Source organism: Paeniglutamicibacter cryotolerans, from assembly GCF_014190875.1.
GTDB classification, from domain to species: Bacteria; Actinomycetota; Actinomycetes; order Actinomycetales; family Micrococcaceae; genus Paeniglutamicibacter; species Paeniglutamicibacter cryotolerans.
In genome coordinates this window covers 774,844-797,060 of sequence record NZ_JACHVS010000001.1, presented here as the reverse complement: position 1 = coordinate 797,060, position 22,217 = coordinate 774,844, and the positions used below count along the sequence as shown (strand labels likewise).

The window sequence follows — 22,217 nt, the reverse complement described above, 5'->3', positions numbered from 1 at the left end:
AACCATGGACTCGCTGGCTGGAGAGGAAAGCGGCAAGGCTGGTGCCGGCTGCGTCATCATCGGGGCGGGACTGGCGGCGGCCCATGCCGTCCAGTCGCTGCGGGAACGGAACTACCGAGGGGCCATCATATTGATCGGTGAGGAACCGGAACGGCCCTATGAGCGTCCCCCGCTGTCTAAGGAATACCTGCAGGGAAGCAAGCCACGTGAGGAGGTCTTCGTTCACGCCGCCGACTGGTATGAACAGCATCGTGTCACCACCCGCTTCGGGACCCGGGTCGAGTCGATCGACACCGAAGCCAAGAAGGTCCGGCTGTCCGGTGGCGAGGAGCTGGACTACGAGGCTCTGATCCTGGCGACCGGTTCCCGGCCGAGGATCCCCGGAAAAATGCCCGGCGCCAAGCTACCAGGCGTGCACTACCTGCGTACTCTGGCTGACAGCGAGGCGCTGCGGGAGCAGTTCAAGCCCGGGGCGCGGCTGGCGATCGTGGGTTCGGGCTGGATCGGTCTGGAGATCGCCGCCTCCGCCCGGCAGGCTGGGGTCGAAGTCACCGTGGTGGCACCCGAGCACCTGCCGCTGGAGCGGATCCTGGGCGAAACCATCGGCGGGTATCTGGCGGAGCTGCATCGCCGCAACGGCGTCGACCTGCACCTGGGCACCAGTGTCGAGGGGATCATCGAACGCAATGGCCGTGCCGCAGGGCTCCACACCAGTGCGGGGGACGTGGAAGCGGACTTGGTCCTGGTGGCCATCGGGGCGATGCCCAATACGGAACTGGCTGAGGCGGCGGGACTGGAAATCGACAACGGTGTGGTCGTCGACTCCAGGCTTCGGACACTGGACAGTTCGGTCTTCGCCATCGGCGACGTGGCCAATGCCTGGAACACCCTGCGGGGCGAACGCCTGCGCGTGGAGCACTGGGACAACGCGATCCGCCAGGGCAAGCTGGTAGCGGGCAGCATCCTGGAGGGTATCGAGGACTACGCTTGGCAGCCGTACTTCTTCACCGACCAGTTCGACTTGGGCATGGAATACGTGGGTCGCTCCGCGCCCAGTGACGAGGTGCTCATCCGGGGCAATCTGGCCGACGGCGCATTCATCGCGTTCTGGCTGGCGGACGGTGTGATCAGTGCCGCGATGAACGTGAACACCTGGGACGTTAACGATGCCCTGCGTGCTCTGGTGGGCAAGGCGATCCCCGCCGGGCGGCTCACCGATCTTGCCATCGGGCTGGAGGAACTGAACGACGGGATATGATCAGCGGCGCTACTGACCGGTGGGCGGCCGCTGAAGTCCAGGATGCCATCGGCGTAAGCTGGTGGGGCCAGCCCCGTGATGCGACGAAGCAACAGGGACCCCGCACACCCCACTCTCGAAGGCCGCCTTGATCAACGACGCCGTTTCACCGACTTCCCCGCCGACCTCGAAGCGGACCGCCAGCCAGTTACTCACTGGGCGTCCGCTGCTACTGGCCGTGCTGGCCCTGGCCCTGGGAGGATTCGGCATCGGGACCACCGAGTTCAGCATCATGGGCCTGCTGCAGGAGGGCGCCATCGACTTGGGTGTCGATAATCCGAGCATGGGTTACCTGATTTCCTCATACGCCCTGGGCGTGGTCGTCGGCGCCCCGGTGCTGACGGCCCTAGGCGCCAAAGTGGCCCGCAAGACGATGGTGCTGTGGCTGATGGTCTTCTTCACCGCCGCCAACCTGAGTTCGGTGCTGGCCCCCACCTACGAGTGGATGCTTGCTTCGCGGTTCTTGGCCGGGTTGCCGCACGGGGCCTATTTCGGTATCGCTGCCATCCTCGCTGGGACGCTGGTGCCCGCGTCAATGCGCGGCCGGGCCATCGCCTGGGTGATGCTGGGGCTCTCCGTCTCCAACGTCGTGGGTGTGCCGCTGGTGGTGTTCCTGGGCCAGGTCTACGGGTGGCGCTGGATGTTCGGTGCGGTGGGCATCGTCGGCGCGCTGACCTGGCTGGCCATCCGCACTTTTGTCCCCCATGCGCCGGCCCACAAGGAAGCAAGCATCCGCCGGGAGCTCACCGCGTTGCGCAACGGGCAGGTCTGGCTGGCCATGCTGACCGGCATCGTCGGGTTCGGTGGCTTCTTCGCCGTCTATTCCTTCATCAGCCCGACGCTGACGCTGGTGACTGGCATGTCCATCTCCTCCATCCCGCTTGTGCTGGGACTCTACGGCGTGGGCATGGTAGTGGGCAATGTGATTGGCGGCCGGTTGGCCGACTGGTCAGTGATGGGCTCGATCTACGTCGCATCGTGTGCGATGGTCCTCTTCCAGTTGCTGTTCGGCCTGCTGTCCCCGTTCCAGGCCCCGGCGCTGATCCTGCTCTTCCTGCTGGGCATTACTGGTTCGACGATGGTCCCGGGTCTTCAGGCGCTGCTGATGGACTCGGCCCCACATGCGCAGTCGCTGGCCGCGTCGCTGAACCACTCGGCACTGAACGTCGCCAACGCCATGGGCGCGGCACTGGGGGCCTGGGTCATCCTGGCCGGGTTTGGATACCAAGCGCCTGCGTTCCTGGGTTCGGGTCTGGCAGTGCTCGGGCTGTGCCTTGCGCTGATCACCGGGGCACGTGCAAAGCGACAGGCGAAGGCTCGGATCTGAGGAACTCCAGGCTTCCGCGCCGGGCAGTTGCTTCTGCCTGTTTGTCGAGGGCTGATGGCATGGGGTGGTCCCCGCCCTTGACTCCCACGAAGCAGCCCGAGGCCATACCGCACGCCGCGGGATCGTGACCAGCGGTTCCCCCCAAGGTGGGAAGGGCACTGAAATCCGGGTTTCCCGCTGGGTGCGGGCACCGATTGGCGTTTTGGCCCCAAGGTGTTGTAGATTATTATCCGGTTCGGCAGTCCAAACGGTTTGTTGTAATCACCTCCTCGGGGGTATGGCGCAGTTGGTAGCGCGTCTGCATGGCATGCAGAAGGTCAGGGGTTCGAATCCCCTTACCTCCACGAGATAAACCAGCGAGATATCTTCATTGATATCTCGCTGGTTTGCTTAACAGGACAGGCCCCCTCTTCGGTCGGGGGCCTTTCTCATCTGCGTCGTGCCTTCGAGCGAAATCGGGCGCAGAGCGCGTCGTTGCACCCTCACTGCGGGCATCCGTAATCCCGGCAACGCCGTCGTGCTCGGACCATGCCGGATAATGCCTGTCGTCAGCGCCAATGAACGATGCAGGGGAGTCGGCGGTGAGCCAGGGGTGCCGTCCCGTCGGGTTTCCATGCCACCCATCTGCTCATGGTCCTGCGGCTATCGGCACCCTCGTGGTGTGGCTTGCGCGTTCGCGTGGGCGATTCGTCGGCATGGCGCGCTGCGCCGGCTATGGGGAGTGGGGGCAGGCGGCCGGGGGAGGCTTTTGTGGATCAATCAACGGGGTGCCCGGAGTGGCAGTGTTGACAGGGATGCAGTGACCGAGTTCACTGGTTATTGCAATGTGATAAAAAGTTTTCACATCGCGAGAGTCTAATGGTCCTGTGGGACATCTCGACTTTCTCTACCTCGAGAGGACAGCATGACCATTATTGATGAGCCGCGGATCCAAGTTGTAGAGGAACATATTTCCCACATCCGCAGCGGCTTGACCAGCCAGCTACCGGATCGCGATCCCGAAGAAACCGCCGAATGGATCGAATCCTTCGATGACCTGGTGGAAACCCAAGGCACCGAACGCGCCCAATACATCGTGCGCTCACTACTCCAGCGCGCCGGCGCCAAAAGCGTCGGAGTGCCCATGGTGACCACCACCGACTACGTCAACACCATCCCCGTGGACCAGGAACCGGACTTCCCCGGCGATGAACAAGTCGAACGCCGCTACCGCGCCTGGATGCGCTGGAACGCCGCCGTGATGGTCCACCGCGGCCAACGCCCCGGGGTGGGCGTCGGCGGACACATCTCCACCTACGCCGGTGCCGCCACCCTCTACGAGGTCGGCTTCAACCACTTCTTCAAGGGCAAGGACCACCCTTCCGGCGGAGACCAGGTCTTCTTCCAGGGCCATGCCTCCCCCGGCATGTACGCCCGCGCGTTCATGGAAGGGCGCCTGAGCGAGGAAGACCTCGACGGCTTCCGCCAGGAAAAGTCCCGCAAGGGCCACGCCCTGCCCTCCTATCCGCACCCGCGCTCCATGCCGGACTTCTGGGAATTCCCGACCGTGTCCATGGGCATCGGCCCGATGAACGCGATCTATCAGGCCCAATCCAACCGCTACCTGCAAAACCGCGGCATCAAGGACACCTCCGGCCAGCACGTCTGGGCGTTTTTGGGCGACGGTGAAATGGACGAGCCCGAATCACGCGGCCTGCTCCAGCTCGCCGCCAACGAACACCTCGACAACCTGACCTTCGTGGTGAACTGCAACCTGCAGCGCCTCGATGGCCCGGTGCGCGGCAACGGCAAGATCATGCAGGAACTCGAAGCGTTCTTCCGCGGCGCCGGCTGGAACGTCATCAAGGTCGTCTGGGGCCGGGAGTGGGATGCCCTGCTGGACGCCGACACCGATAACTCCCTGGTCGAGATCATGAACCAGACACCGGACGGGGACTACCAGACCTACAAGGCTGAATCCGGCGGCTTCGTGCGCGAGCACTTCTTCGGCAAGTCCCCGCAGACCAAGGAAATGGTCGCGGACATGTCCGACACGCAGATCTGGAACCTCAAGCGCGGCGGCCACGACTACCACAAGATGTATGCCGCCTACCAGGCCGCCACCGAGTTCAAGGGCAAGCCGACGGTCATCTTGACCAAGACGGTCAAGGGCTACGGGCTGGGCCCGCACTTCGAGGGCCGCAACGCGACCCACCAGATGAAGAAGCTGACCCTGGAGGACCTCAAGGCCTTCCGCGACCACCTGCGCATCCCGATCACCGATGCCCAGCTCGAAGCGGACCCGTACCTGCCCCCGTACTACCACCCGGGCATGGACGCACCGGAAATCAAGTACATGATGGAGCACCGTGCCGCCCTGGGCGGAGCCGTGCCCGCACGCCGGGCCCAGGCCAAGGCCATCCACCTGCCCGAGGACAAGGCCTACGAGGTCGCGGCCCGCGGTTCGGGCAAGCAGGAGGCCGCCACCACGATGGCCTTCGTGCGCCTGCTCAAGGATTTGATGCGCGACAAGGACTTCGGCAAGCGCGTGGTGCCGGTGGTTCCCGATGAGTCCCGCACCTTCGGCATGGACTCGTTCTTCCCCACGGCGAAGATCTACAACCCGGGCGGACAGAACTACCTCTCGGTGGACCGCGAACTGGTCCTGGCCTACAAGGAGTCGGTCTCCGGGCAGCTGATCCACCCGGGCATCAACGAGGCCGGTGCGGTGGCCGCGTTCACCGCCGCCGGTACCTCCTATGCCACGCATGATGAGCCGCTGGTGCCGATCTACGTGTTCTACTCGATGTTCGGCTTCCAGCGCACCGGCGATGCCTTCTGGGCCGCCGGGGACCAGATGGCCCGCGGGTTCATCATGGGTGCCACCGCCGGGCGCACCACGCTGACCGGCGAGGGGCTGCAGCACGCCGACGGGCACTCCCCGATCCTGGCCTCGACCAACCCGGCGGTGATCACCTACGATCCGGCCTACGGTTATGAGATCGGGCATATCATGAAGGCCGGCCTTCAGCGCATGTATGGCGGGAAGCATGAGGATCCGAACGTGATGTATTACATCACGTTGTATAACGAGCCGTACCAGCAGCCCAAGGAGCCCGAGGACCTGGACGTCGCCGGTGTGCTCGGCGGCATCTACCTGGCTTCCCCGGCCACGGTCGATGGCCCGCGTGCGCAGCTGCTGGCCTCGGGCGTGGCGGTGCCCTGGACCATCGAGGCCCAGCGCCTGCTGGCCCAGGAGTGGGGGGTGTCGGCCGATGTCTGGTCGGTGACCAGCTGGAACGAGTTGCGCCGTGACGGGTTGGCGGCCGAGGAGGAATCGTTCCTGGATCCGGGTGCGGTGCCGCGGGTGCCGTTCGTGACCCGGCAGCTGGCCGGGGCGGCCGGTCCGGTGATCGCGGTGACCGATTACATGAAGGCCGTGCCGGATCAGATCCGCCAGTTCGTCCCGAACGAGTTCGCGACCCTGGGTGCCGACGGCTTCGGCTTCTCGGATACCCGGGCTGCGGCGCGGCGCTTCTTCAAGATCGACGCGCACTCGGTGGTGGTGCGTACGCTGCAGATGCTGGCCAAGCGCGGGGAGGTGGACGCGTCGGTGCCGGCCGCGGCGTTCGCGAGGTATCAGCTCGATGAAATCCCGGCAGACCACGGCGCGTGCGCCTAATCCTGAATCCGCAGACCCGCCTCTGGCTGTCGTGTGGCCTTGATAGTCAGGGCGGTTCCGCGGTGAGCGGGGGAACCTTGACGGACTTGCTGCCGGGGGTGTCCCGCAATGGTTTCGAAATGCGCCTTGAACGATCCTGAGTATGTCCGTGACCACTGTGTGGCCTCGAACATCGGAGGCTTATATGTCGCTGTCCCGCAATGGTTTCGAAATGCGCCTTGAACGATCCTGAGTATGTCCGTGACCACTGTGTGGCCTCGAACATCGGAGGCTTATATGTCGCTGTCCCGCATGAGGTACCGACGCAGGCGGACGGCAGCCGAACCCAAATGGCTGTCCGCAGTGGCGCCCTTCGAACCATGGACATCCTTTGGATTTGGTTGCGTCCCTCGACTGCGGCCCAATGCGATCCTGTTGGCTGCTGCAGGGAATTCGCTACGAAGCTGTGATCGGAGCCTGACCGAGGTTCCCATCATCTTCTCGGTCTACACGATCATTGCAGCCTCGAGCGTCACGGCGCCCGTCATCGGAGTTTTGGTTGCGCCAGCCAGGACTCAGGAATTGCTGGTGTCCGCCCGAACCTGGATCGCTCGCAACAACCAGATTGTCAGCATCCTGATCCTGAAGATGATCGGTCTTGTGATCATCGGAAACAATCGCACACGTTTGTGATGGTTCTTCTTGGTTGAGGATCTTCGAAAATTCCCGCGTTGATTATGATGTCGGAACCACCGGATGCGCTTATCATTCGATCATGATTAGCTGTCCGGAACGAACGGCCGCGGGGCGTGCCGTGGGCACACGGACCCGACATTCTGTCCATGGCATCCGACAGGTGCCGGTAGGTACTAGGGACCCAGCGAATCTCTTCGAGGAAGGAGCGCGGTCACATGTCCCCGAGCTCGCCCAAATCCGTCACAGAGGCATGACGAGCTCTCCGTTCGCCTTCTTTCGAGGTGCGGCCCTGATCAAGACTGCAGATCTCGCCTCTACACCAGATTCGGGGTTGCAAGCCCAAATCTGTGATGACGCACGCCTGTCAGATTCCGACCTCTTCGGAGCCCCTGAGCACCCCTCCATCTTTGACTTATACGACTTCGAGGATACCCTCGCCGGACAATGTGCATGGGATCTGTGGAGGCTTGCCGCGAGCTTCGAGATCGTGGGACGGGAAGGTGACTTCTTCCGCACAAAGCGGCGAGAGATAACTTGTGCTGTAGGTAGGGCGTACCGTCTGACCCGAATCCGCGAGTAAGCACCTAAACCAAGGGTGTGTTTAAGCCGAACAAGTGCCCTTTGACTTGGGATAATTAAGGTGACGAAACCGAAAATTAGCCAAGCAGAAAAGGACACTTGTTCAGTGGCAAGCTTACGCGGCAAAAAGAAGACCCCCAAAACCGGGAAAAAGCGCCAACGCGCACGACGGGTCCGCATCGGAACCCCGGACCCCCGACTGACCCCCTCCGCTGGCATAGAAGCCCTACGAGAGGCCGACCGAGTCCTCGGGCTCAAGGACTCACTGGAAGCCGGGATCGGTGCGGTGAAACAACGAAACCGGGGACTCTCAGGCGGGGAACTACTCCTCTCCATGGCCTCGGCACAGTTGGCCGGGGAAGACTTCTTCGTGGGCTTGGACCGCAGAAGGCGGGACGTCGCGGGCCAGGAACTGGAACCGGTGCCCACCCCTCCCTCCACCACCGCCTACGGAATCGCCAAACGCTTCGGACCCCACCAGCTGGCTGGTATCGAAGCGGGTGTTGCCTCCATCAACACCACGATGCTGGGCCTGCTGTCGCTGCCCAGGCGCAGCAGCCTGCTCAAGGTCGCGACCATCGACGGGGACGCCACCGACATCGAGGTCTACGGGCGTTCCAAGGAAAAAGCCGCCCACGCCTACACCGGCGCCCTGACCCTGCGCTCCCACATCGGATTCCGGGCCGAGGCCGGGATCCCTTTGGCCGCCGAACTCATGGGCGGAACCGAAGACCCACGCGCCAACCACGGCTAATGCAAAGTCGGTAGCGGTGGAATCCAACCCCGGCGCAACACGCGCCCAACGGTGCTTCTGATGACGAAAGACCCCTGTTAGAACTGGTGATTGTCGAGATCATCAGTGCAACAGGAGTCCTTCCATGCCATCTTCCCCCATCACCCGCATCCGCCGCCAGCTGGAGGACCTGCCCCGGGACCTCGCCCAGCACATCGAGGCGCAATCCATCGCCGAGGTCTTGGCCTTGTTTCCCGATCCCCGCAAGCCCCGCGGCGTCCGCCATGCCCTGGCCTGGATCCTGGCCACCACCCTGTGCGCCGTGCTCGCCGGCTCGAAATCCTTTGCCGCCATCGCTGACTGGGCGCTTCACGCCGCCGACACCTCCCTGCACGGCACCGGCTTCCGAGCCCCGCACGTGACCACCTACCAACGCGTCCTGGGTTCCCTTGACGCCGACGCGTTCGACCAGGCCGTGGGAACCTGGGTACGCACCCGCATCGATGCCCAGGTCATTGCCATCGATGGCAAGGAGGTCCGTGGCGCCAAGCACGCAGGCGGAACCCGGGTGCACCTGATGGCCGCGGTCGACCACAACACCGGCGCCGTCCTGGGACAAGTCGAGGTTGGTGGGAAAACCAATGAGATCACGCAATTCGAGACGCTCCTGGAAACCCTGGGTGACCTGCAGGGCAGGATCTTTACCGCCGACGCCCTGCATACCCAGCGGGCTCACGCCGAGTTCCTCCACCAGCAGGGGGCGCATTTCGTGCTCACCGTGAAAGCCAACCAGCCCAAGCTGCTCAAGCACTTGACTGCCCTGCCGTGGGAGCTTGCACCGGTGGGCAATGACCAGCGCGATACGGGCCATGGACGCCGGGCCATCCGGAGGATCAAGGTCTCCAGCGTCCCGAAAGGCCTGGGCTTCCCCCACGTCGCCCAAGTGGCCCAACTGATCCGCAAAACCAAGAAACGAGGCACGAACACCTGGTCCATCGAAACGGTCTACATCATCACCTCCGTGCCCGTGCATCGGGGCAGCCCAAAGCAACTGAACACCTGGGTCCGGGGGCACTGGGGCATAGAAAACGGTCTCCATTGGCGGAGGGACTCAATTTATTTGGAGGACAAATCACAGGTCCGGACCGGATCAGCACCCCGGGTGATGGCCTCCATGCGGAGCCTGGCGATCAGCGTCCTACTGCTGGCCGGCACCAAGAATGTCGCCCAGGGCAACCGCAAGATGTCCTTCAACCCGGCCCGTCCAATGAAAACCATTGGGATTACGGGCCTATCAACGACTTTGCATTAGCCGTGACGCGCCAACGCCGTGGACATCCTGGACCGATCCATCGCCGGGCTGCCGGAGGGCGTGCAGCAGATCCGCTGCCGTTGGGACGCCGGATACTTCGCCGGGAACCTGGCGAAGGCCTGCCTGGAACGCAACGTGGAATTTGCCATCGGCGCCAAGCGCACCGGCAAGGTCATGGCCGCTGCCGCGGGACTGGGCCGCTACACCTGGATCCCGACCATCGGCATGGAAAACACCGAAATCGCTGTCATCGACTACCTGCCCGGCAACTGGCCCAAAGACGAAAACATTACCTGTATCGCCCGGCGCACCCGCGTGGCCGCAGGCAAGATCCCCACTGCCAGGGCCCGCAAGCGACGCACCATATCCAAGCACCAGCTCGCCCTCGCCTTGGAAGGACCCTATCAGCCAGACTCGTTAGAGACCGCTTCTTGAACGAGAATAGAGGCTGAAGGCAGGAGGGAAACTTCACCATGACCACATCCACACCAGACGAGACCGGGCAACCCGCACCGGAAGAACCCACCGGCCAGGACCAAGAGTCACCGGAGCAGGGACCACGTTCGGACCGGCCAGCACGCAGGACCTTTACCGCCGAGTTCAAACGGGCAATCGTCAAGGAATACGACTCGGCACCGAACGGATCCAAGGGCGCGATACTTCGCCGCGAACGGCTTTACGACTCCCATATCCAAGAATGGCGGGCTGCATTTGAGGCGGGCAAGCTCGAGAAACCGACGGCACGCCGGGGCCGGCCGAAGAACTCAACCGAGCAGACTCAGATCGCTCAGCTGACCAAAGAGCTGGCTGCCGAACGGGCCTCACACGAGCGGACCCGCGACCAGCTGGCCTCATCTGATGCCGCTTTGGACACCTTGGGAAAAGGGGTCGCGTTCTTGGAAGCTCTCTGCTCGAAGAACGCGTCATCACCGGCACCGAATACACATCGTGGCAAGCAGAGACCGTAGTAGAACTCATCCCCCATCTGGGTGTGGTGAATGCCTGCAAGCTGGTGGGCCGCTCCCGGGCCACCCATCACCGTCAGTCCAGCCCCAAGCCGCGGATGCACGGTCCCTGGCCCAAGGCGCAGCACCCAGCGGAGCTCTCACCAGGCGAACGGGCAGAGGTTTTGGCCGTGCTCAACCGCGAGGACTACGCGAGCCTTTCACCAACCCAGGTCTATGTCCGCGAACTAGATGAGGGTCGATATTGGTGCTCTCAGCGCAGCATGTATCGCATCCTGGCGGATGCAAAGATGAGTGGTGAGCGCAGGCGGCAGGCGACCCACCCGCCTCGAAAAATACCCGAGCTAATGGCCACCGAACCCAATTCCGTCTGGTCGTGGGATATCACGAAAATGCGTGGTCCGGCCAAGGGAATCTGGTATCACGCCTACGTGGTGCTCGATATTTTCTCCCGCTATGTCGTTGGTTGGCGGGTCGAAATCATCGAGGATGGGCAGCTGGCCGCGGACCTCGTCCAGGAGATCGTCGCCGATACCGGCGGTCACCCGCCGGGCTACCTGCATGCCGACGGAGGGGCGGCGATGACGTCAAAGGCATTGGCATCGATGTTGGTGGATATGGATATCACCAGGTCCCACTCCAGGCCCCACACGAGCAATGACAACCCTTACAGCGAGGCCCAGTTCAAATCAATGAAATACACCTCTGACTACCCCGAACGCTTCGCCTCGGTGAACGAGGCACGGGCCTGGATAGAAGGGTTCACCGTCTACTACAACCATGAGCACCGGCACTCGGGGATCGGTTATCACACCCCGGCGAGCGTGCATTACGGCACCGCTGGCGCGGTGCGTGAGCGACGCCAGATCACCTTGGACCGGGCCTATCACGCGCACCCAGAGCGATTTGCTCGCCGGCCAGCCGCGCCGCCGTTACCGGTCAAGGCGGCCATTAACGACCCGGCGAAAAGAGCCGAGCCTTCGACGCATTAACGACCACCACTATGTCTCATTTGATTTGACAAGTTCCGGGACGCATCGACGAAGTCGACTCCTATTCCTTCATCCTCACCAACATGGACCTCAGCACCGAGGAGAAGCTGGCGGAGGTTGAATTCTGGTACCGGCACCGCACCGATATCGAGGAACTGAACAAGAACGCCAAGCACGGCACCGCTATGCGCCATTTGCCATCATCTTCTTTTTCAGCCAACAGTGTGTGGATGTGGGCGGGGCTGTTGGGGTGCGCGATCAGCGCTTGGATCCAGGAAATCACCGGGAGCGACCACGGCAACGGACGCGGGCGGCGCACCGTCAAGACGATACGTCGGGAGCTGTTCGCGATCCCCGGGAGGATCACCCGCGGGGCCGGGATTACATACCTGCGCTTGCCGCCCGGTGAAAACCTGCTCACGCGCGTCCTGCCGAAACTACAAGAATTACCGTCCCCCACTGATGCCGGGGACCACTGCCCGAACCACACGAGAAAGAACGCCCCAAGGAATATGGGCCTTTCGTCAACCTGGCACGAGAGCCGGGTCGCCTCCATGCCCAAAAACCGAAAATTGCCCGATTCCCGCGCATCGCCAGTAGATCAGCCCCGAAAATCCACTACACGCGGATTCGGGTCTGAGGACGAGGCACCTGAGAAATGCACGTGTGCTCGATGCCCGGTATAACCGGTTCGATGTGGAACGCAACGCTCATCGGGCGGGAAAGGACCAAGCTAAACGCAGCGAACAGGCAATCACCAAGGCTCGAGTCTCGGACGCCATGGAAGCGTTCTCCAAGCGGGTCAAATTAACCAATCATCATCTGTGCGTCATCATCTATCTTCCTGTGATCGAACCGCGAGTGGCCCCCATATTTGACCAGGAGGAGAGGGTGGAAACCGAGATTTACCTGCACAGCCTGCTGGCCAGCTACGCCGGTACCCTGCCGTTTGAACCACATCCGCTCTCCGAGTCCAGCTATGCAGACATGGTCATAAAGCCGGTCGGGCTCGGAAACGTTGGAACGTGGGCGTGGATGGTGCCGTGGAAGGCGGCCAGCAACATCTTCCCTGGCTGGCAACGCGCCAACCAAGATGAACGGGGAGGTGCGCGACTTCTCTGTGAGTCGACGGAAGGATTGGAAGGGTTCCGCCAATGTAGTCACGATGCGCCCGACCGCTGCGGTGCCGTATGCGGAACTCTGCGGAGAAACACTGGCTCTGGCTCATTCTTGCACCGGGGATCGTGTCGCCTGCGCCGCCTACCGCGGATCCGCAAACCTTATCGACCGGGCACTTGCCGACGTTGCGGGGCAGCGCGCGGACCAAAGTGGACAGAACTTTGCGGCGTTCCTGCACACGATCGATTCCGGACGCCTTCAAGCCGTCGGCGGACTGTAGACATGCGCCCCATTTTCGAGTTCGACACCCGCAATTTGGAGGTGATTTAACCATGGCGAGGTGGTCTGCAGTCGGAATCCTCGGCAGTGCACAATTCGTGATGGTCCTAGATAGTACCGTGATGAACGTCTCTATCTCAGCCATTGTCGTAGACCTACGCACCACGGTGGGTGCCATGCAGAGCACGATCACCTTCTACACGCTGACAATGGCTGCGGTAATGCTTCTCGGTGCCAAGCTCGGCGATGTCTGGGGTCGCCGGCGAGCATTCGTCATCGGAGCAGTGGTCTATGGACTGGGGTCACTGATCACCGGCCTCAGCCCCAACATCACCGTGTTGTTTATCGGTTGGGCGGTGATCGAGGGGCTGGGTGCTGTCCTGGTCATTCCTGCCATTGCTGCGTTGGTGGCCGAAAACTACACCGGCCGTGACCGGGTCACGGCGTTCGCCGTCCTCGGAGCCGTATCGGGCGCGGCCGTTGCGGCTGGACCGCTCATCGGGGGACTGGTCACGACTTACTCCAGTTGGCGTTTCGTTTTTTTCGGAGAAAGCGTCGTGATAGTCCTTGTGCTGCTGGTGACCCGATTTGTAGCGGACCGCAGCAGGCCTGTTCGCATCCGGATCGATGTGCTCAGCGCCCTCCTGTCGGCCGCCGGCCTCGTGTTAATCGTGGTGGGCATGCTTCAGTCGAAAACGTGGGGTTGGATCCTTCCGATCCTTCCGCCGACGATTGGTGGGGTTCCGATCACGCCGCTCGGCCTGTCACCTGTGCCCTACGTCATGGCTGCAGGCGTCGTGTTGCTGTGGTGGTTCCTTCACCGACAGAAGGAGCTCGTCCTCGCCGGGCGCACCCCGCTACTGCAGGTGTCGATGCTCTCGATCCCCAGGCTCCAGAGTGGCTTGAGCGTATTGTCTGCCCAGTATGCCATCACCGCCGGCCTATTCTTCATGGTGCCGATTTACCTGCAAATGACGCTCGGTCTCAATGCTCTTCAAACGGGCATCAAGATTTTTCCACTCTCGATCGCTCTCATCCTCTTCTCGGTATTCGGCACTTGGCTCAGTCGGCGCTGGTCTGCGAAGAGGATCGTGCGCATCGGCCAGCTGATCCTGGTAGCAAGCAGCCTCTTCCTGCTTGCATCGGTCTCAGTTGATTTGAAGGGCGTCGCCTTCGGGGTCGGGATGTTCTTCGCGGGGGCGGCCTTGGGCCTTCTAGCTTCGCAACTCGGTAACGTGAATATGACCAGTGTCCCCGAACAGCAATCAAGCGAAGTCGGCGGACTTCAGGGAGTGATGCAGAACCTTGGCTCCTCGTTAGGGACCGCGCTGATCGGATCGATCCTGATCGCCTCGCTGGGAAGTGTTTTTCTGGGTAGCGTGAATTCGAGTATGCTCCCTGAATCCGTGCAGGCGACCGTGGTCCAAGAGACGAACTCCGGCATCGCGATCATCCCGGCAACCAGTGTCGAGGCAATTGCTGAGCGAGTAGGCCTCAGCCCGTCAGATGCCACCGAACTGACCAACCTGTACCAGCGGGCCCAAGTCAGCGCTCTCAGGGTCTCTTTCGCTTCCCTCGCGATGATCAGCGGGATCGCACTGCTGCTGTCTCGCAATATTCCTGGCACGGCACCGACGCAGGAGCGAAAACGAATGAAACGGCCGACGCGGTGAACCGTGATGTGCCACGAGCCATCCGGCCGACCAGAAGCCGCCCGCTGGCCTCTCGTTCGATGGATCTTGCTGCCAATCGGCTCGGCCCCGAGGTGGCGCGAATACCCGCATGGGGTGCTGGTGGCCGGGGATGAGTCTTGGCAGGCTTTATGGCGGTCCCGGCTGCTGATGTGAGCCCGGTTGCCAGCGTTGAAGTCCCTGCGGGGTTTCGATTATGTGTTCGCCAGCTTCCCTGCGGCATAAGGGCGTGAGGCGTTGGAATTGGTGGAGTTCATCGAGCTTGCCCAAGGTCTTGCCCAAGGTCTAGTCCTCAGTGGGGAGGCAGGGACCGGCATGACGCGTCTGGCCACGGCCTTGGTGGCCGAGGCGTGCCGCAAGGGCGTCGAGGAGCAGTTCTTCACCAAGTCCTCGCTGGCGATGATGCTGCACCGGAGCATGGAGGAGGGGCGCCTGGAAAGGAACATGGATTACTTACAGATCGGTGGGCACGGTGTTCGGTGATGAAGGTATGACTGCCGTGGTGATCGACCTGATCGTGCACCACGGGGGTTTGTTGCAGTTCAGTGGCGAGTCCTGCCAGGTCAAGAGTGCCCTGGTGGAATGGGCGGGCTGCACAGAGGCCTGTTTCTTGGCGCTGAAATTGCCGACTTCAACTTGACGAAGCAGGTGAATCGCCGACAGGACCAGAAATATTTTGGCGCACTTCCCGCTCCATGGTGAGGCCCGGCCTTGGAAGCGGCTTTAACGGGGTTGGATCCGCGGCTGGCCCCGGCAGTGAGCCCAGCAGTCGCCGGGGCGGGGGACTCCTGTCCCGTGCCAGAAATAAAAGCCCCCGAAGGCCGGAATCATATGGGGGTGGGGGCGGATCAATGGACTCACGATGAAAATGCAGCAGGCTCCGCATGCGCCTCCCAACGCGGGACCCGCTGCAGCATGTGGCGGAATGCTTTCCTGGCGTTTGGGTCTTCCAGAAGCTGGCTTCCTTCCGTCAGATAACCGGTTTGCTTCCCGGGCGCAGGCGTGAAATCAGCTTATTCAGCCTTCCGGCGGTACGTGCTCGGGGGACGGGCAGTATGAAGTCCGGGTCGCTGCCGCCGACCTTGTAGATGGCAAACATCGTGCTGTTCATATCCGGCTCCGCGGGCTTGTGGGCCGGCGACGACCGCGGACGGACAGCGACCTTGCCCGTGGTCCCTTTGTCGATGGTCTTCATCGGAGCCTCCTTCGATCTCAAATTATCACTTTATGGAATAAATGTTTTGTTCTACGGAAATAGTATGCGGCAGGCCGGGCGGTGTGGCAATGGCTGGCCGGCGCCACGCCTCTGCCCGCGCCGAGTTGCAGGCTCGCCCCTTCCTGGGTGCGCCGCTCGGGCTGCAGCTCCCCTCCAGCGTGATTGCGGGGCTGGGAAAAATATTTAGCACCCCCATTGCGCTTTAGTGTGACGCCGCTTACATTTGAAATGAAATAAAAATTCCACCATGTAAAAACATCGAGTCAAACTTGGCGGCAACGCCAACGGTAAGGGTGTTCAGCGACGTGGTGGATTCGAACGCACGAGTGCGAAAAGAGCTGACACCCGATGAATTTGACCGATTTCAATAGCGCCCCCGTAAATTCAGTGCGCCAGTTGGTACGTCCCTGCGCCGACATTGATCGCTGGATTGAGGCAATTGTCAGTTCCCGTCCATATGCGGACCTGAATGCCTTGCTTCGGACGGCCAGCAATTCCGCATTTCCCTTCACCTCGGCCGAACTCGCCACGGCATTGGCCCACCATCCCCGGATCGGGGACCGTGCGGCCGGCAGCTCGAGCGAAGCAAGAATGAGCCGTACCGAGCAGTCGGGCGTCAGTGCTGACCAGGACATGGCCCGCCGCCTGAGCGAGGGCAACGCCGCATACGAAGAGCGCTTCGACCGAGTTTTTCTGATCCGTGCCGCCGGTCGCAGCGCCGGGGAAATTCTCGAATCGCTTGAAGGCCGGCTGCGGAACAATGACGCGCAAGAGTTCGCCGAAACGGCAACGCAGCTCCGCGAGATCGCCGTCCTTCGTCTGCGCAACCTGATCGACGCACCCTGACCGTTCCGCGGATCCGGTTGGCCGGGCCCGCCGTACAGCCACGACCCACAGACAGGAGCCATTCATGAGCTCATTACCGGCTGAAGTCAGCCATATCACCACCCATGTACTCGACACCGGGACCGGGAGGCCCGCCTCCGGTGTCAAGGCCACGCTGGAAGCTAAGACGGCATCCGGCTGGCAAGAAATCGGATCCGGGTTCACTGACGGCGATGGCCGCATCAGAAACCTGGGACCGGTTCAGGTTGAAGTCGGCACCTACCGCGTCGGATTCGACACTGGCGCCTACTTCGGGAAGCAGGGAACGGAAACTTTCTTCCCCACGGTAACAATCGATTTCCAGGTGTCTAGCACCACCGATCACTACCATGTACCCCTTCTTATCAGCCCGTTTGCATATTCCACGTACCGAGGGAGCTAATCTCATGACCACCACAGCAGAAGCGAAGACCGGCACCAGCATCATCCTGGGCAAGAACCAGTTCGGCAAGGCCGAAGTTCGGGTAGTCAAGGTGACCCGTGACTCCGCGCGGCACACCATCGAGGACCTGAATGTCAGCTCTCAGCTGCATGGAGACTTCGAAAACGCGCACCTGGACGGCGATAATGCCCACGTGGTTCCGACCGACACGCAGAAGAATACCGTGTATTCCTTCGCTCGCGACGGAGTGGGTTCCCCGGAAGCATTCTTGGGGCGTCTTGGTAAGCACTTCACCTCGGAATTCGCATGGGTCAACGGCGGCCGCTGGTCGGCCGAGCAGTACTTCTGGGACCGCATCGAGGACCACGACCACTCGTTCTCGCGGAACAAGTCCGAGGTACGCACCGCCGCGCTCGAGGTGGAGAACGGCCGCTTCCACTTCCTGGCGGGCATCCGGGACCTGACGGTCCTGAAGTCGACTGGCAGCGAGTTCACCGGGTTCCCTGTGGACAAGTACACCACGCTGCAGGAAGCCACCGATCGGATCCTGGCCACGGATGTCACTGCCCGCTGGCGCTACGACGATGTGGCGGCAGACGCCGGCACCATCGACTTCAACGCCATATACGCCTCGGTGCGCGGGCTGCTGCTGAAGGGCTTCTCCGCCACGCACTCGCTAGCCCTGCAGCAATCGATGTTTGAGATGGGCAAGCTGGTCCTGGAAGCCCACCCGGAAATCCAGGAAATCCGCATGTCTTTGCCGAACAAGCACCACTTCCTCGTTGACCTCTCGCCCTTCGGGCAGGAGAATCCCAACGAGGTGTTCTTTGCGGCTGATCGCCCGTACGGGCTGATCGAGGCCACGATCACGCGTGAAGGGGTCCCCGCCACGCATTCAGTTTGGGAAAATACGCCCGGTTTCTGCTAGGCGATGAACGGTTGTGGTGCCCCTCCTGCGGGGCGGGGCACCACAACCCCATCGCGGCATCCACTAAGGAGGTCAGCCATGAAGGCTGTCAGTAGTCATACTGCTATACCGAAACGCCCCGAAGATGAGGTCCTGCCCCTGGGACGGACCATCGCCTACGGTTTCCAACACGTCTTGACCATGTACGGGGGCATCATTGCCCCTCCGCTGATTATCGGCAGGGCCGCTGGCCTGGACGATGTCCAGGTCGGTGTGCTGGTTGCCAGCTGTCTGTTCATCGGCGGCCTGGCAACTATCCTGCAGACCGTCGGCATTCCGTTCTTCGGTTGCCAGCTGCCTCTGGTGCAGGGAACGTCCTTCGCCTCGGTGGCCACGCTCGTTGCCATCGTCAACGGAGGCGGTGGCCTTCCCGCGGTCTTTGGCGCGGTGCTCGCGGCTTCAGCGATAGGCTTCCTGATAGCCCCGTTCTTCGCCCGCATCGTACGGTTCTTCCCACCGGTGGTGACTGGCGTGGTGATTACGATGATCGGGCTCTCGCTGACCCCGGTTGCCGCGAACTGGGCCATGGGTGGAAACGCCAGCTCCGAGGACTACGGCAGCCTGCCGAACATCGGCCTGGCGGCCGTCACCTTCGCCATCGTCCTGTTGTTGAGCAAGGTCGGCGTCGCCGCCATCTCGCGGCTCTCCATCCTGCTGGCCATGGTTATCGGCACATTGATCGCCGCGGCCGTGGGCATGACCGACTTCTCCCGCGTGGGCAATGGACCGATCTTCGCCATTCCGGCTCCGTTGGCCTTCGGCTGGCCCGTCTTCGAGATCGGCGGCATTATTTCGATGACCATCGTGGTGCTGGTCATCCTCACCGAAACCACGGCGGACATCCTGGCCGTGGGCGAAATTGCGAAGACCCGGGTCGACTCCAAGCGTATCGCCAACGGGCTTCGCGCCGACATGGCCTCGAGCATCGTCGCCCCCTTCTTCAACACCTTCACCCAGAGCGCCTTTGCCCAGAACGTCGGCCTCGTGGCCATTACCGGGGTCAAATCCCGCTTCGTGGTTACCGCAGGCGGCGGCATCCTGGTGGTCCTGGGTGTTCTGCCGGTCCTCGGACGCGTCGTTGCGGCCATCCCCACTCCGGTTCTCGGTGGGGCCGGGATCGTGCTCTTCGGCACCGTTGCAGCCAGCGGCGTGCGCACCTTGTCGAAGGTGAACTATGACAAGGGCCTGAATATGATCATCGTTTCGGCCTCGCTGGCCTTCGGCATGATCCCGATCGTCAAGCCCGACTTCTACGATGCGTTCCCGACCTGGTTCGCCACCATCTTCCACTCCGGAATCAGCTCCGCCGCGGTGATGGCGGTGCTGTTGAACCTGCTCTTCAACGAGATGAAGTTCGGCAACCCGAAGAAGGGCGGCTCGGTCCTGGTGGCCACGCCACCGCGCATGGTCCGCCGCGAGGAGGTCCGCGGGTTGCTCGACGGAGACTACTTCCAGGCCGGCAAGCTGATCGATGCCGACGGCGATGAAATCATTCTCGTGACAGATGAGGAGTTCAGGGCTGAGGTGGTACGGCACCAGCATGAATGCAAGAATGCCGGCATTCCGGTACCGGAAGTCAGCGAATTCGAGCGGAAGTAGGTTTCCGAACGACCGAAGCTGCGGCATGCGCCCCCGCAGGGGCGCATGCCGCAGCTTCGGTCGTGGGGGTATTCCCACTGGTCTTTCCCTGCGGGGCAGGGGTGCCGAGAGGCTCAGTTCTCTACAGCCACCAGTGCGCTGGCGATCTTTGAGGTTGCCAGGATCAGGGCCGGAATGGCCCGGTCGGCGAAGGCGGCATCCACCCGGGTCGTGGGGCCGGAGATGGACAACGCCATCGGTGTCGGCGCCCCGGGCACCGCCATCGCAAAGCACCGGACGCCGGGTTCCTGCTCCTCCTCGTCAACCGCGTAGCCGACGTCGCGGATGCGCTCGAGCTCGGTGAACAGGTCGGGGAGGGTGGCTATAGTATTCGGCGTGGGGGTGGGCATGCCGGCCTCGCCGACCAGGCGCCGGACGCGTTCGTCGGCGAGCACCGAGAGGATCGCCTTGCCCACGCCGGTGTCGTGGAGGTTGGCCCGGCGGCCCACCTCGGTGAACATGCGCATCGAGTGGGGGGAGGGGACTTGGGAGATGTAGGTGACCATGTCCCCGTCCAGTACCGCCATGTTGGCCGACTCGCCCAACTGTTCCACCATTTCGCGCAGGACGGGTTCCGCCAGTGCGCCCAGCTGGCGGTTGGCCACCTCTCCGAGGCGGATCAGCCGGGGCCCGAGCGAATATCTGCGGCTGGGCAGCTGCCTGACATATCCGATGCCCACCAGAGTCCGCAACAGGCGGTGGATGGTCGGTAGCGGCAGCGGGGTTTCAGTGGCGAGCTGGGTGAGCGTAACCTCTCCGCCGGCGCGGGCCATCAGCTCAAGGAGCTCGAAGGCGCGTTCAACAGACTGCACGCCACTGGCTTGCTTGATGGACATCTTGTGCCTCTTCCGGGTCTATTCCGTGCGGGTGATGGGCCGGTGCGACGGCTGCCCATAAGTCATCTCGAAGTGGGCCGCACTGGATCCCAGAATACCGGATGGGGGTTGTTTGATTCCACGATTCGGAAAACTGTTTGTCGCGCTCGGGGGGACTTCTCAACAAAACCCCTTGCGTTTCCATCTGTTAGATAATAATGTCCACTATACGGAAATAATAAAATCGAGAGTGACGACGCTTACTTTCGCAACCAGGAGGCATGCATGGCGAATCCCAGCCCCGGATACTCACTGACGCTTCGGGTGGAAACCCCCGCGACGATCACCGCGACCAGCGAACTTGCCATCGCGGTGGGTTCCGTAGGAGGTGCCATCACGGCACTTGACGTGACCGAATCGGGGCACGACACCATGGTCGTGGACGTCAGCTGCAACACGACGGGCGAAGAGCACGCCGAGCGCGTCCGTGATGCCCTGAACGCGCTTGACGATGTCACGGTCCAGCACGTGAGTGACCGCACCTTCCTGATGCATCTGGGCGGCAAGCTCTCGGTGAATCCGAAGGTTCCGCTGCGCAACCGAGATGACCTTTCCCGTGCCTACACCCCGGGTGTGGCCCGGGTCTGCCTGGCGATTGCCAAGAACCCCGCCGACGCCCGCAACCTGACCATCAAGCGCAACACCATTGCCGTGGTCACCGACGGTTCGGCCGTGCTGGGCCTGGGAAATATCGGCCCGGCCGCCGCGCTGCCGGTGATGGAGGGCAAGGCCGCGCTCTTCAAGCAGTTTGCCGATGTCGACGCGTGGCCGGTGTGTCTTGACACGCAGGACACCGAGGAAATCATCATGATCGTGAAGGCGTTGGCGCCCGTCTACGGAGGCATCAACCTCGAAGACATCGCCGCACCGCGTTGCTTCGAGATCGAGGCCCGCCTGCGCGAGGAACTGGATATCCCGGTCTTCCACGACGATCAGCACGGCACGGCGATCGTGACCCTCGCCGCGCTGCAGAACGCCCTGCTCGTCGTGAACAAGCGCATCGAGTCGGTTAAGATCGTGGTCTCGGGTGTCGGAGCCGCCGGCAACGCCATTATCCAGCTGCTGCAGGCGCGCGGTGCAACGAACATCATTGCCTGCGGACGGAACGGCGCCATCGACCGCAATAGCGAGCATGCCGATCCCCACCGCGCTTGGTTGGCAGCAAACACGAACCCGGACAACTTCAGTGGAACGCTGCACGATGCAGTCGCCGGGGCCGATGTCTTCATCGGCGTTTCGGCACCAGACGTGCTCGAAGAAAAACACGTGGCCTCCATGGCCAAGGACTCGATCGTCTTCGCCATGGCCAACCCGGACCCGGAAATCGACCCGAACATCGCCGGCCGCCATGCGGCAGTGGTCGCCACCGGGCGTAGCGACTTCCCGAACCAGATCAACAACGTGCTGGCCTTCCCCGGATTCTTCCGCGGTCTCCTGGACGCGGGAGTCTCGGAAATCGAACCGGCCATGCTCGTGGCCGCGGCCAACGCCATCGCAGCCCGCGTCTCGGACGCCGAACTGAACCCGGGATTCATCGTCCCCAACGTCTTTGATCCACACGTCGCCTCAGATGTCGCCGCCGCAGTCGTGGCCGCCGTCTCCAAGAAGAAGTAAGGACCCCTGC

22 protein-coding genes, 1 tRNA gene and 1 pseudogene are annotated in these 22,217 nt (G+C 62.5%); 22 read left to right on the top strand and 2 right to left on the bottom strand.

Annotated elements, in window-relative coordinates; genetic code table 11:
• Window positions 1–4 precede the first annotated feature (4 nt).
• From E9229_RS03820 to E9229_RS03745, 17 genes and pseudogenes are all read left to right on the top strand, one after another.
• Window positions 5–1,258: an NAD(P)/FAD-dependent oxidoreductase gene (locus E9229_RS03820; RefSeq protein ID WP_183509951.1), complete on the top strand. Its 1,254-nt coding sequence runs from the start codon at window positions 5–7 to the stop codon at window positions 1,256–1,258.
• 127 nt (window positions 1,259–1,385) lie between these two features.
• The gene (locus E9229_RS03815) at window positions 1,386–2,624 is read left to right on the top strand and encodes an MFS transporter (RefSeq protein WP_407671321.1); all 1,239 of its coding nucleotides are present in this window, start codon (window positions 1,386–1,388) and stop codon (window positions 2,622–2,624) included.
• A 271-nt stretch (window positions 2,625–2,895) separates the two neighbouring features.
• Window positions 2,896–2,968 (top strand) — tRNA-Ala (locus E9229_RS03810).
• Window positions 2,969–3,528: 560 nt separating this feature from the next.
• A complete protein-coding gene (gene aceE / locus E9229_RS03805) occupies window positions 3,529–6,285 on the top strand; it encodes a pyruvate dehydrogenase (acetyl-transferring), homodimeric type (protein ID WP_183509950.1) in 2,757 nt (918 codons plus the stop codon).
• Between the two features lie 234 nt (window positions 6,286–6,519).
• A complete protein-coding gene (locus E9229_RS03800) occupies window positions 6,520–6,957 on the top strand; it encodes a GAP family protein (RefSeq protein ID WP_312855590.1) in 438 nt (145 codons plus the stop codon).
• 82 nt (window positions 6,958–7,039) lie between these two features.
• Window positions 7,040–7,540 carry a DUF2252 family protein gene (locus E9229_RS19990; RefSeq protein WP_407671352.1) on the top strand — a complete coding sequence of 167 codons (501 nt, stop codon included), beginning with the start codon at window positions 7,040–7,042 and terminating at the stop codon, window positions 7,538–7,540.
• A 105-nt stretch (window positions 7,541–7,645) separates the two neighbouring features.
• Window positions 7,646–8,293 carry a hypothetical protein gene (locus tag E9229_RS03790; protein ID WP_183509947.1) on the top strand — a complete coding sequence of 216 codons (648 nt, stop codon included), beginning with the start codon at window positions 7,646–7,648 and terminating at the stop codon, window positions 8,291–8,293.
• 124 nt (window positions 8,294–8,417) lie between these two features.
• On the top strand, window positions 8,418–9,584 hold the full coding sequence (locus E9229_RS03785; protein ID WP_221184360.1) for an ISAs1 family transposase: 1,167 nt from the start codon (window positions 8,418–8,420) through the stop codon (window positions 9,582–9,584).
• A gap of 18 nt (window positions 9,585–9,602) precedes the next feature.
• Window positions 9,603–10,019: a hypothetical protein gene (locus E9229_RS03780; protein ID WP_183509946.1), complete on the top strand. Its 417-nt coding sequence runs from the start codon at window positions 9,603–9,605 to the stop codon at window positions 10,017–10,019.
• Between the two features lie 38 nt (window positions 10,020–10,057).
• Window positions 10,058–10,552 carry a transposase gene (locus E9229_RS18930; protein ID WP_221184359.1) on the top strand — a complete coding sequence of 165 codons (495 nt, stop codon included), beginning with the start codon at window positions 10,058–10,060 and terminating at the stop codon, window positions 10,550–10,552.
• Window positions 10,553–10,575: 23 nt separating this feature from the next.
• Window positions 10,576–11,541, top strand: coding sequence for an IS3 family transposase (locus E9229_RS03770; protein ID WP_312855589.1), 966 nt, complete (start codon window positions 10,576–10,578; stop codon window positions 11,539–11,541).
• Window positions 11,542–11,585: 44 nt separating this feature from the next.
• A complete protein-coding gene (locus E9229_RS03765; protein WP_312855697.1) occupies window positions 11,586–12,227 on the top strand; it encodes a transposase in 642 nt (213 codons plus the stop codon).
• A pseudogene (locus E9229_RS19985) lies at window positions 12,208–12,528 on the top strand (hypothetical protein); the annotation flags it as partial. The gene E9229_RS03765 and the pseudogene E9229_RS19985, both read left to right, overlap by 20 nt.
• Window positions 12,529–12,634: 106 nt before the next feature.
• Window positions 12,635–12,940: a DUF2252 family protein gene (locus tag E9229_RS19980; protein ID WP_407671351.1), complete on the top strand. Its 306-nt coding sequence runs from the start codon at window positions 12,635–12,637 to the stop codon at window positions 12,938–12,940.
• A gap of 52 nt (window positions 12,941–12,992) precedes the next feature.
• Complete coding sequence (locus E9229_RS03755; RefSeq protein WP_183509943.1) at window positions 12,993–14,612, top strand: MFS transporter; 1,620 nt, start codon at window positions 12,993–12,995, stop codon at window positions 14,610–14,612.
• 264 nt (window positions 14,613–14,876) lie between these two features.
• The gene (locus tag E9229_RS03750) at window positions 14,877–15,113 is read left to right on the top strand and encodes an ATP-binding protein (protein WP_312855696.1); all 237 of its coding nucleotides are present in this window, start codon (window positions 14,877–14,879) and stop codon (window positions 15,111–15,113) included.
• Window positions 15,094–15,270, top strand: coding sequence for a hypothetical protein (locus tag E9229_RS03745; RefSeq protein WP_183509941.1), 177 nt, complete (start codon window positions 15,094–15,096; stop codon window positions 15,268–15,270). Before E9229_RS03750 ends, E9229_RS03745 begins: the two co-directional genes overlap by 20 nt.
• A 330-nt stretch (window positions 15,271–15,600) precedes the next feature.
• Here E9229_RS03745 and E9229_RS03740 read toward each other — a convergent pair whose 3' ends face one another.
• Entirely contained in the window at window positions 15,601–15,825 is a 225-nt protein-coding gene (locus tag E9229_RS03740) for a hypothetical protein (RefSeq protein ID WP_183509940.1), read from the bottom strand.
• A gap of 369 nt (window positions 15,826–16,194) precedes the next feature.
• Between E9229_RS03740 and uraD the strand changes: the two genes are divergently transcribed.
• The 4 genes from uraD (at window position 16,195) to E9229_RS03720 (ending at window position 19,679) form a co-directional block, all read left to right on the top strand.
• Window positions 16,195–16,692: a 2-oxo-4-hydroxy-4-carboxy-5-ureidoimidazoline decarboxylase gene (gene uraD, locus E9229_RS03735; protein WP_183509939.1), complete on the top strand. Its 498-nt coding sequence runs from the start codon at window positions 16,195–16,197 to the stop codon at window positions 16,690–16,692.
• Between the two features lie 64 nt (window positions 16,693–16,756).
• A complete protein-coding gene (gene uraH, locus E9229_RS03730; protein WP_183509938.1) occupies window positions 16,757–17,113 on the top strand; it encodes a hydroxyisourate hydrolase in 357 nt (118 codons plus the stop codon).
• 4 nt (window positions 17,114–17,117) lie between these two features.
• Window positions 17,118–18,041: a factor-independent urate hydroxylase gene (gene pucL / locus E9229_RS03725; protein WP_183509937.1), complete on the top strand. Its 924-nt coding sequence runs from the start codon at window positions 17,118–17,120 to the stop codon at window positions 18,039–18,041.
• A 78-nt stretch (window positions 18,042–18,119) separates the two neighbouring features.
• Window positions 18,120–19,679, top strand: a complete 1,560-nt coding sequence (locus E9229_RS03720; protein ID WP_183509936.1) for a nucleobase:cation symporter-2 family protein — start codon at window positions 18,120–18,122, stop codon at window positions 19,677–19,679.
• 113 nt (window positions 19,680–19,792) lie between these two features.
• Here E9229_RS03720 and E9229_RS03715 read toward each other — a convergent pair whose 3' ends face one another.
• Complete coding sequence (locus E9229_RS03715) at window positions 19,793–20,554, bottom strand: IclR family transcriptional regulator (RefSeq protein ID WP_183509935.1); 762 nt, start codon at window positions 20,552–20,554, stop codon at window positions 19,793–19,795.
• 264 nt (window positions 20,555–20,818) lie between these two features.
• Here E9229_RS03715 and E9229_RS03710 point away from each other — a divergent pair, with 264 nt between their 5' ends.
• Complete coding sequence (locus tag E9229_RS03710) at window positions 20,819–22,207, top strand: NAD-dependent malic enzyme (protein ID WP_183509934.1); 1,389 nt, start codon at window positions 20,819–20,821, stop codon at window positions 22,205–22,207.
• The last annotated feature ends 10 nt before the right edge of the window (window positions 22,208–22,217 follow it).

What these genes read in the sequence shown, in the direction of transcription:
- E9229_RS03785 (WP_221184360.1), top strand. Translation starts at nt 8,418, where the DNA reads ATGCCATCTTCCCCCATCACCCGCATCCGCCGCCAGCTGGAGGACCTG.
- E9229_RS03710 (WP_183509934.1), top strand. Translation starts at nt 20,819, where the DNA reads ATGGCGAATCCCAGCCCCGGATACTCACTGACGCTTCGGGTGGAAACC.
- E9229_RS03720 (WP_183509936.1), top strand. Translation starts at nt 18,120, where the DNA reads ATGAAGGCTGTCAGTAGTCATACTGCTATACCGAAACGCCCCGAAGAT.
- E9229_RS03800 (WP_312855590.1), top strand. Translation starts at nt 6,520, where the DNA reads ATGTCCGTGACCACTGTGTGGCCTCGAACATCGGAGGCTTATATGTCG.
- E9229_RS18930 (WP_221184359.1), top strand. Translation starts at nt 10,058, where the DNA reads ATGACCACATCCACACCAGACGAGACCGGGCAACCCGCACCGGAAGAA.
- E9229_RS03820 (WP_183509951.1), top strand. Translation starts at nt 5, where the DNA reads ATGGACTCGCTGGCTGGAGAGGAAAGCGGCAAGGCTGGTGCCGGCTGC.
- uraH (WP_183509938.1), top strand. Translation starts at nt 16,757, where the DNA reads ATGAGCTCATTACCGGCTGAAGTCAGCCATATCACCACCCATGTACTC.
- E9229_RS19990 (WP_407671352.1), top strand. Translation starts at nt 7,040, where the DNA reads ATGATTAGCTGTCCGGAACGAACGGCCGCGGGGCGTGCCGTGGGCACA.
- E9229_RS03755 (WP_183509943.1), top strand. Translation starts at nt 12,993, where the DNA reads ATGGCGAGGTGGTCTGCAGTCGGAATCCTCGGCAGTGCACAATTCGTG.
- pucL (WP_183509937.1), top strand. Translation starts at nt 17,118, where the DNA reads ATGACCACCACAGCAGAAGCGAAGACCGGCACCAGCATCATCCTGGGC.
- uraD (WP_183509939.1), top strand. Translation starts at nt 16,195, where the DNA reads ATGAATTTGACCGATTTCAATAGCGCCCCCGTAAATTCAGTGCGCCAG.
- E9229_RS19980 (WP_407671351.1), top strand. Translation starts at nt 12,635, where the DNA reads ATGAACGGGGAGGTGCGCGACTTCTCTGTGAGTCGACGGAAGGATTGG.
- E9229_RS03740 (WP_183509940.1), bottom strand. Translation starts at nt 15,825, where the DNA reads ATGAAGACCATCGACAAAGGGACCACGGGCAAGGTCGCTGTCCGTCCG.
- E9229_RS03715 (WP_183509935.1), bottom strand. Translation starts at nt 20,554, where the DNA reads ATGTCCATCAAGCAAGCCAGTGGCGTGCAGTCTGTTGAACGCGCCTTC.
- aceE (WP_183509950.1), top strand. Translation starts at nt 3,529, where the DNA reads ATGACCATTATTGATGAGCCGCGGATCCAAGTTGTAGAGGAACATATT.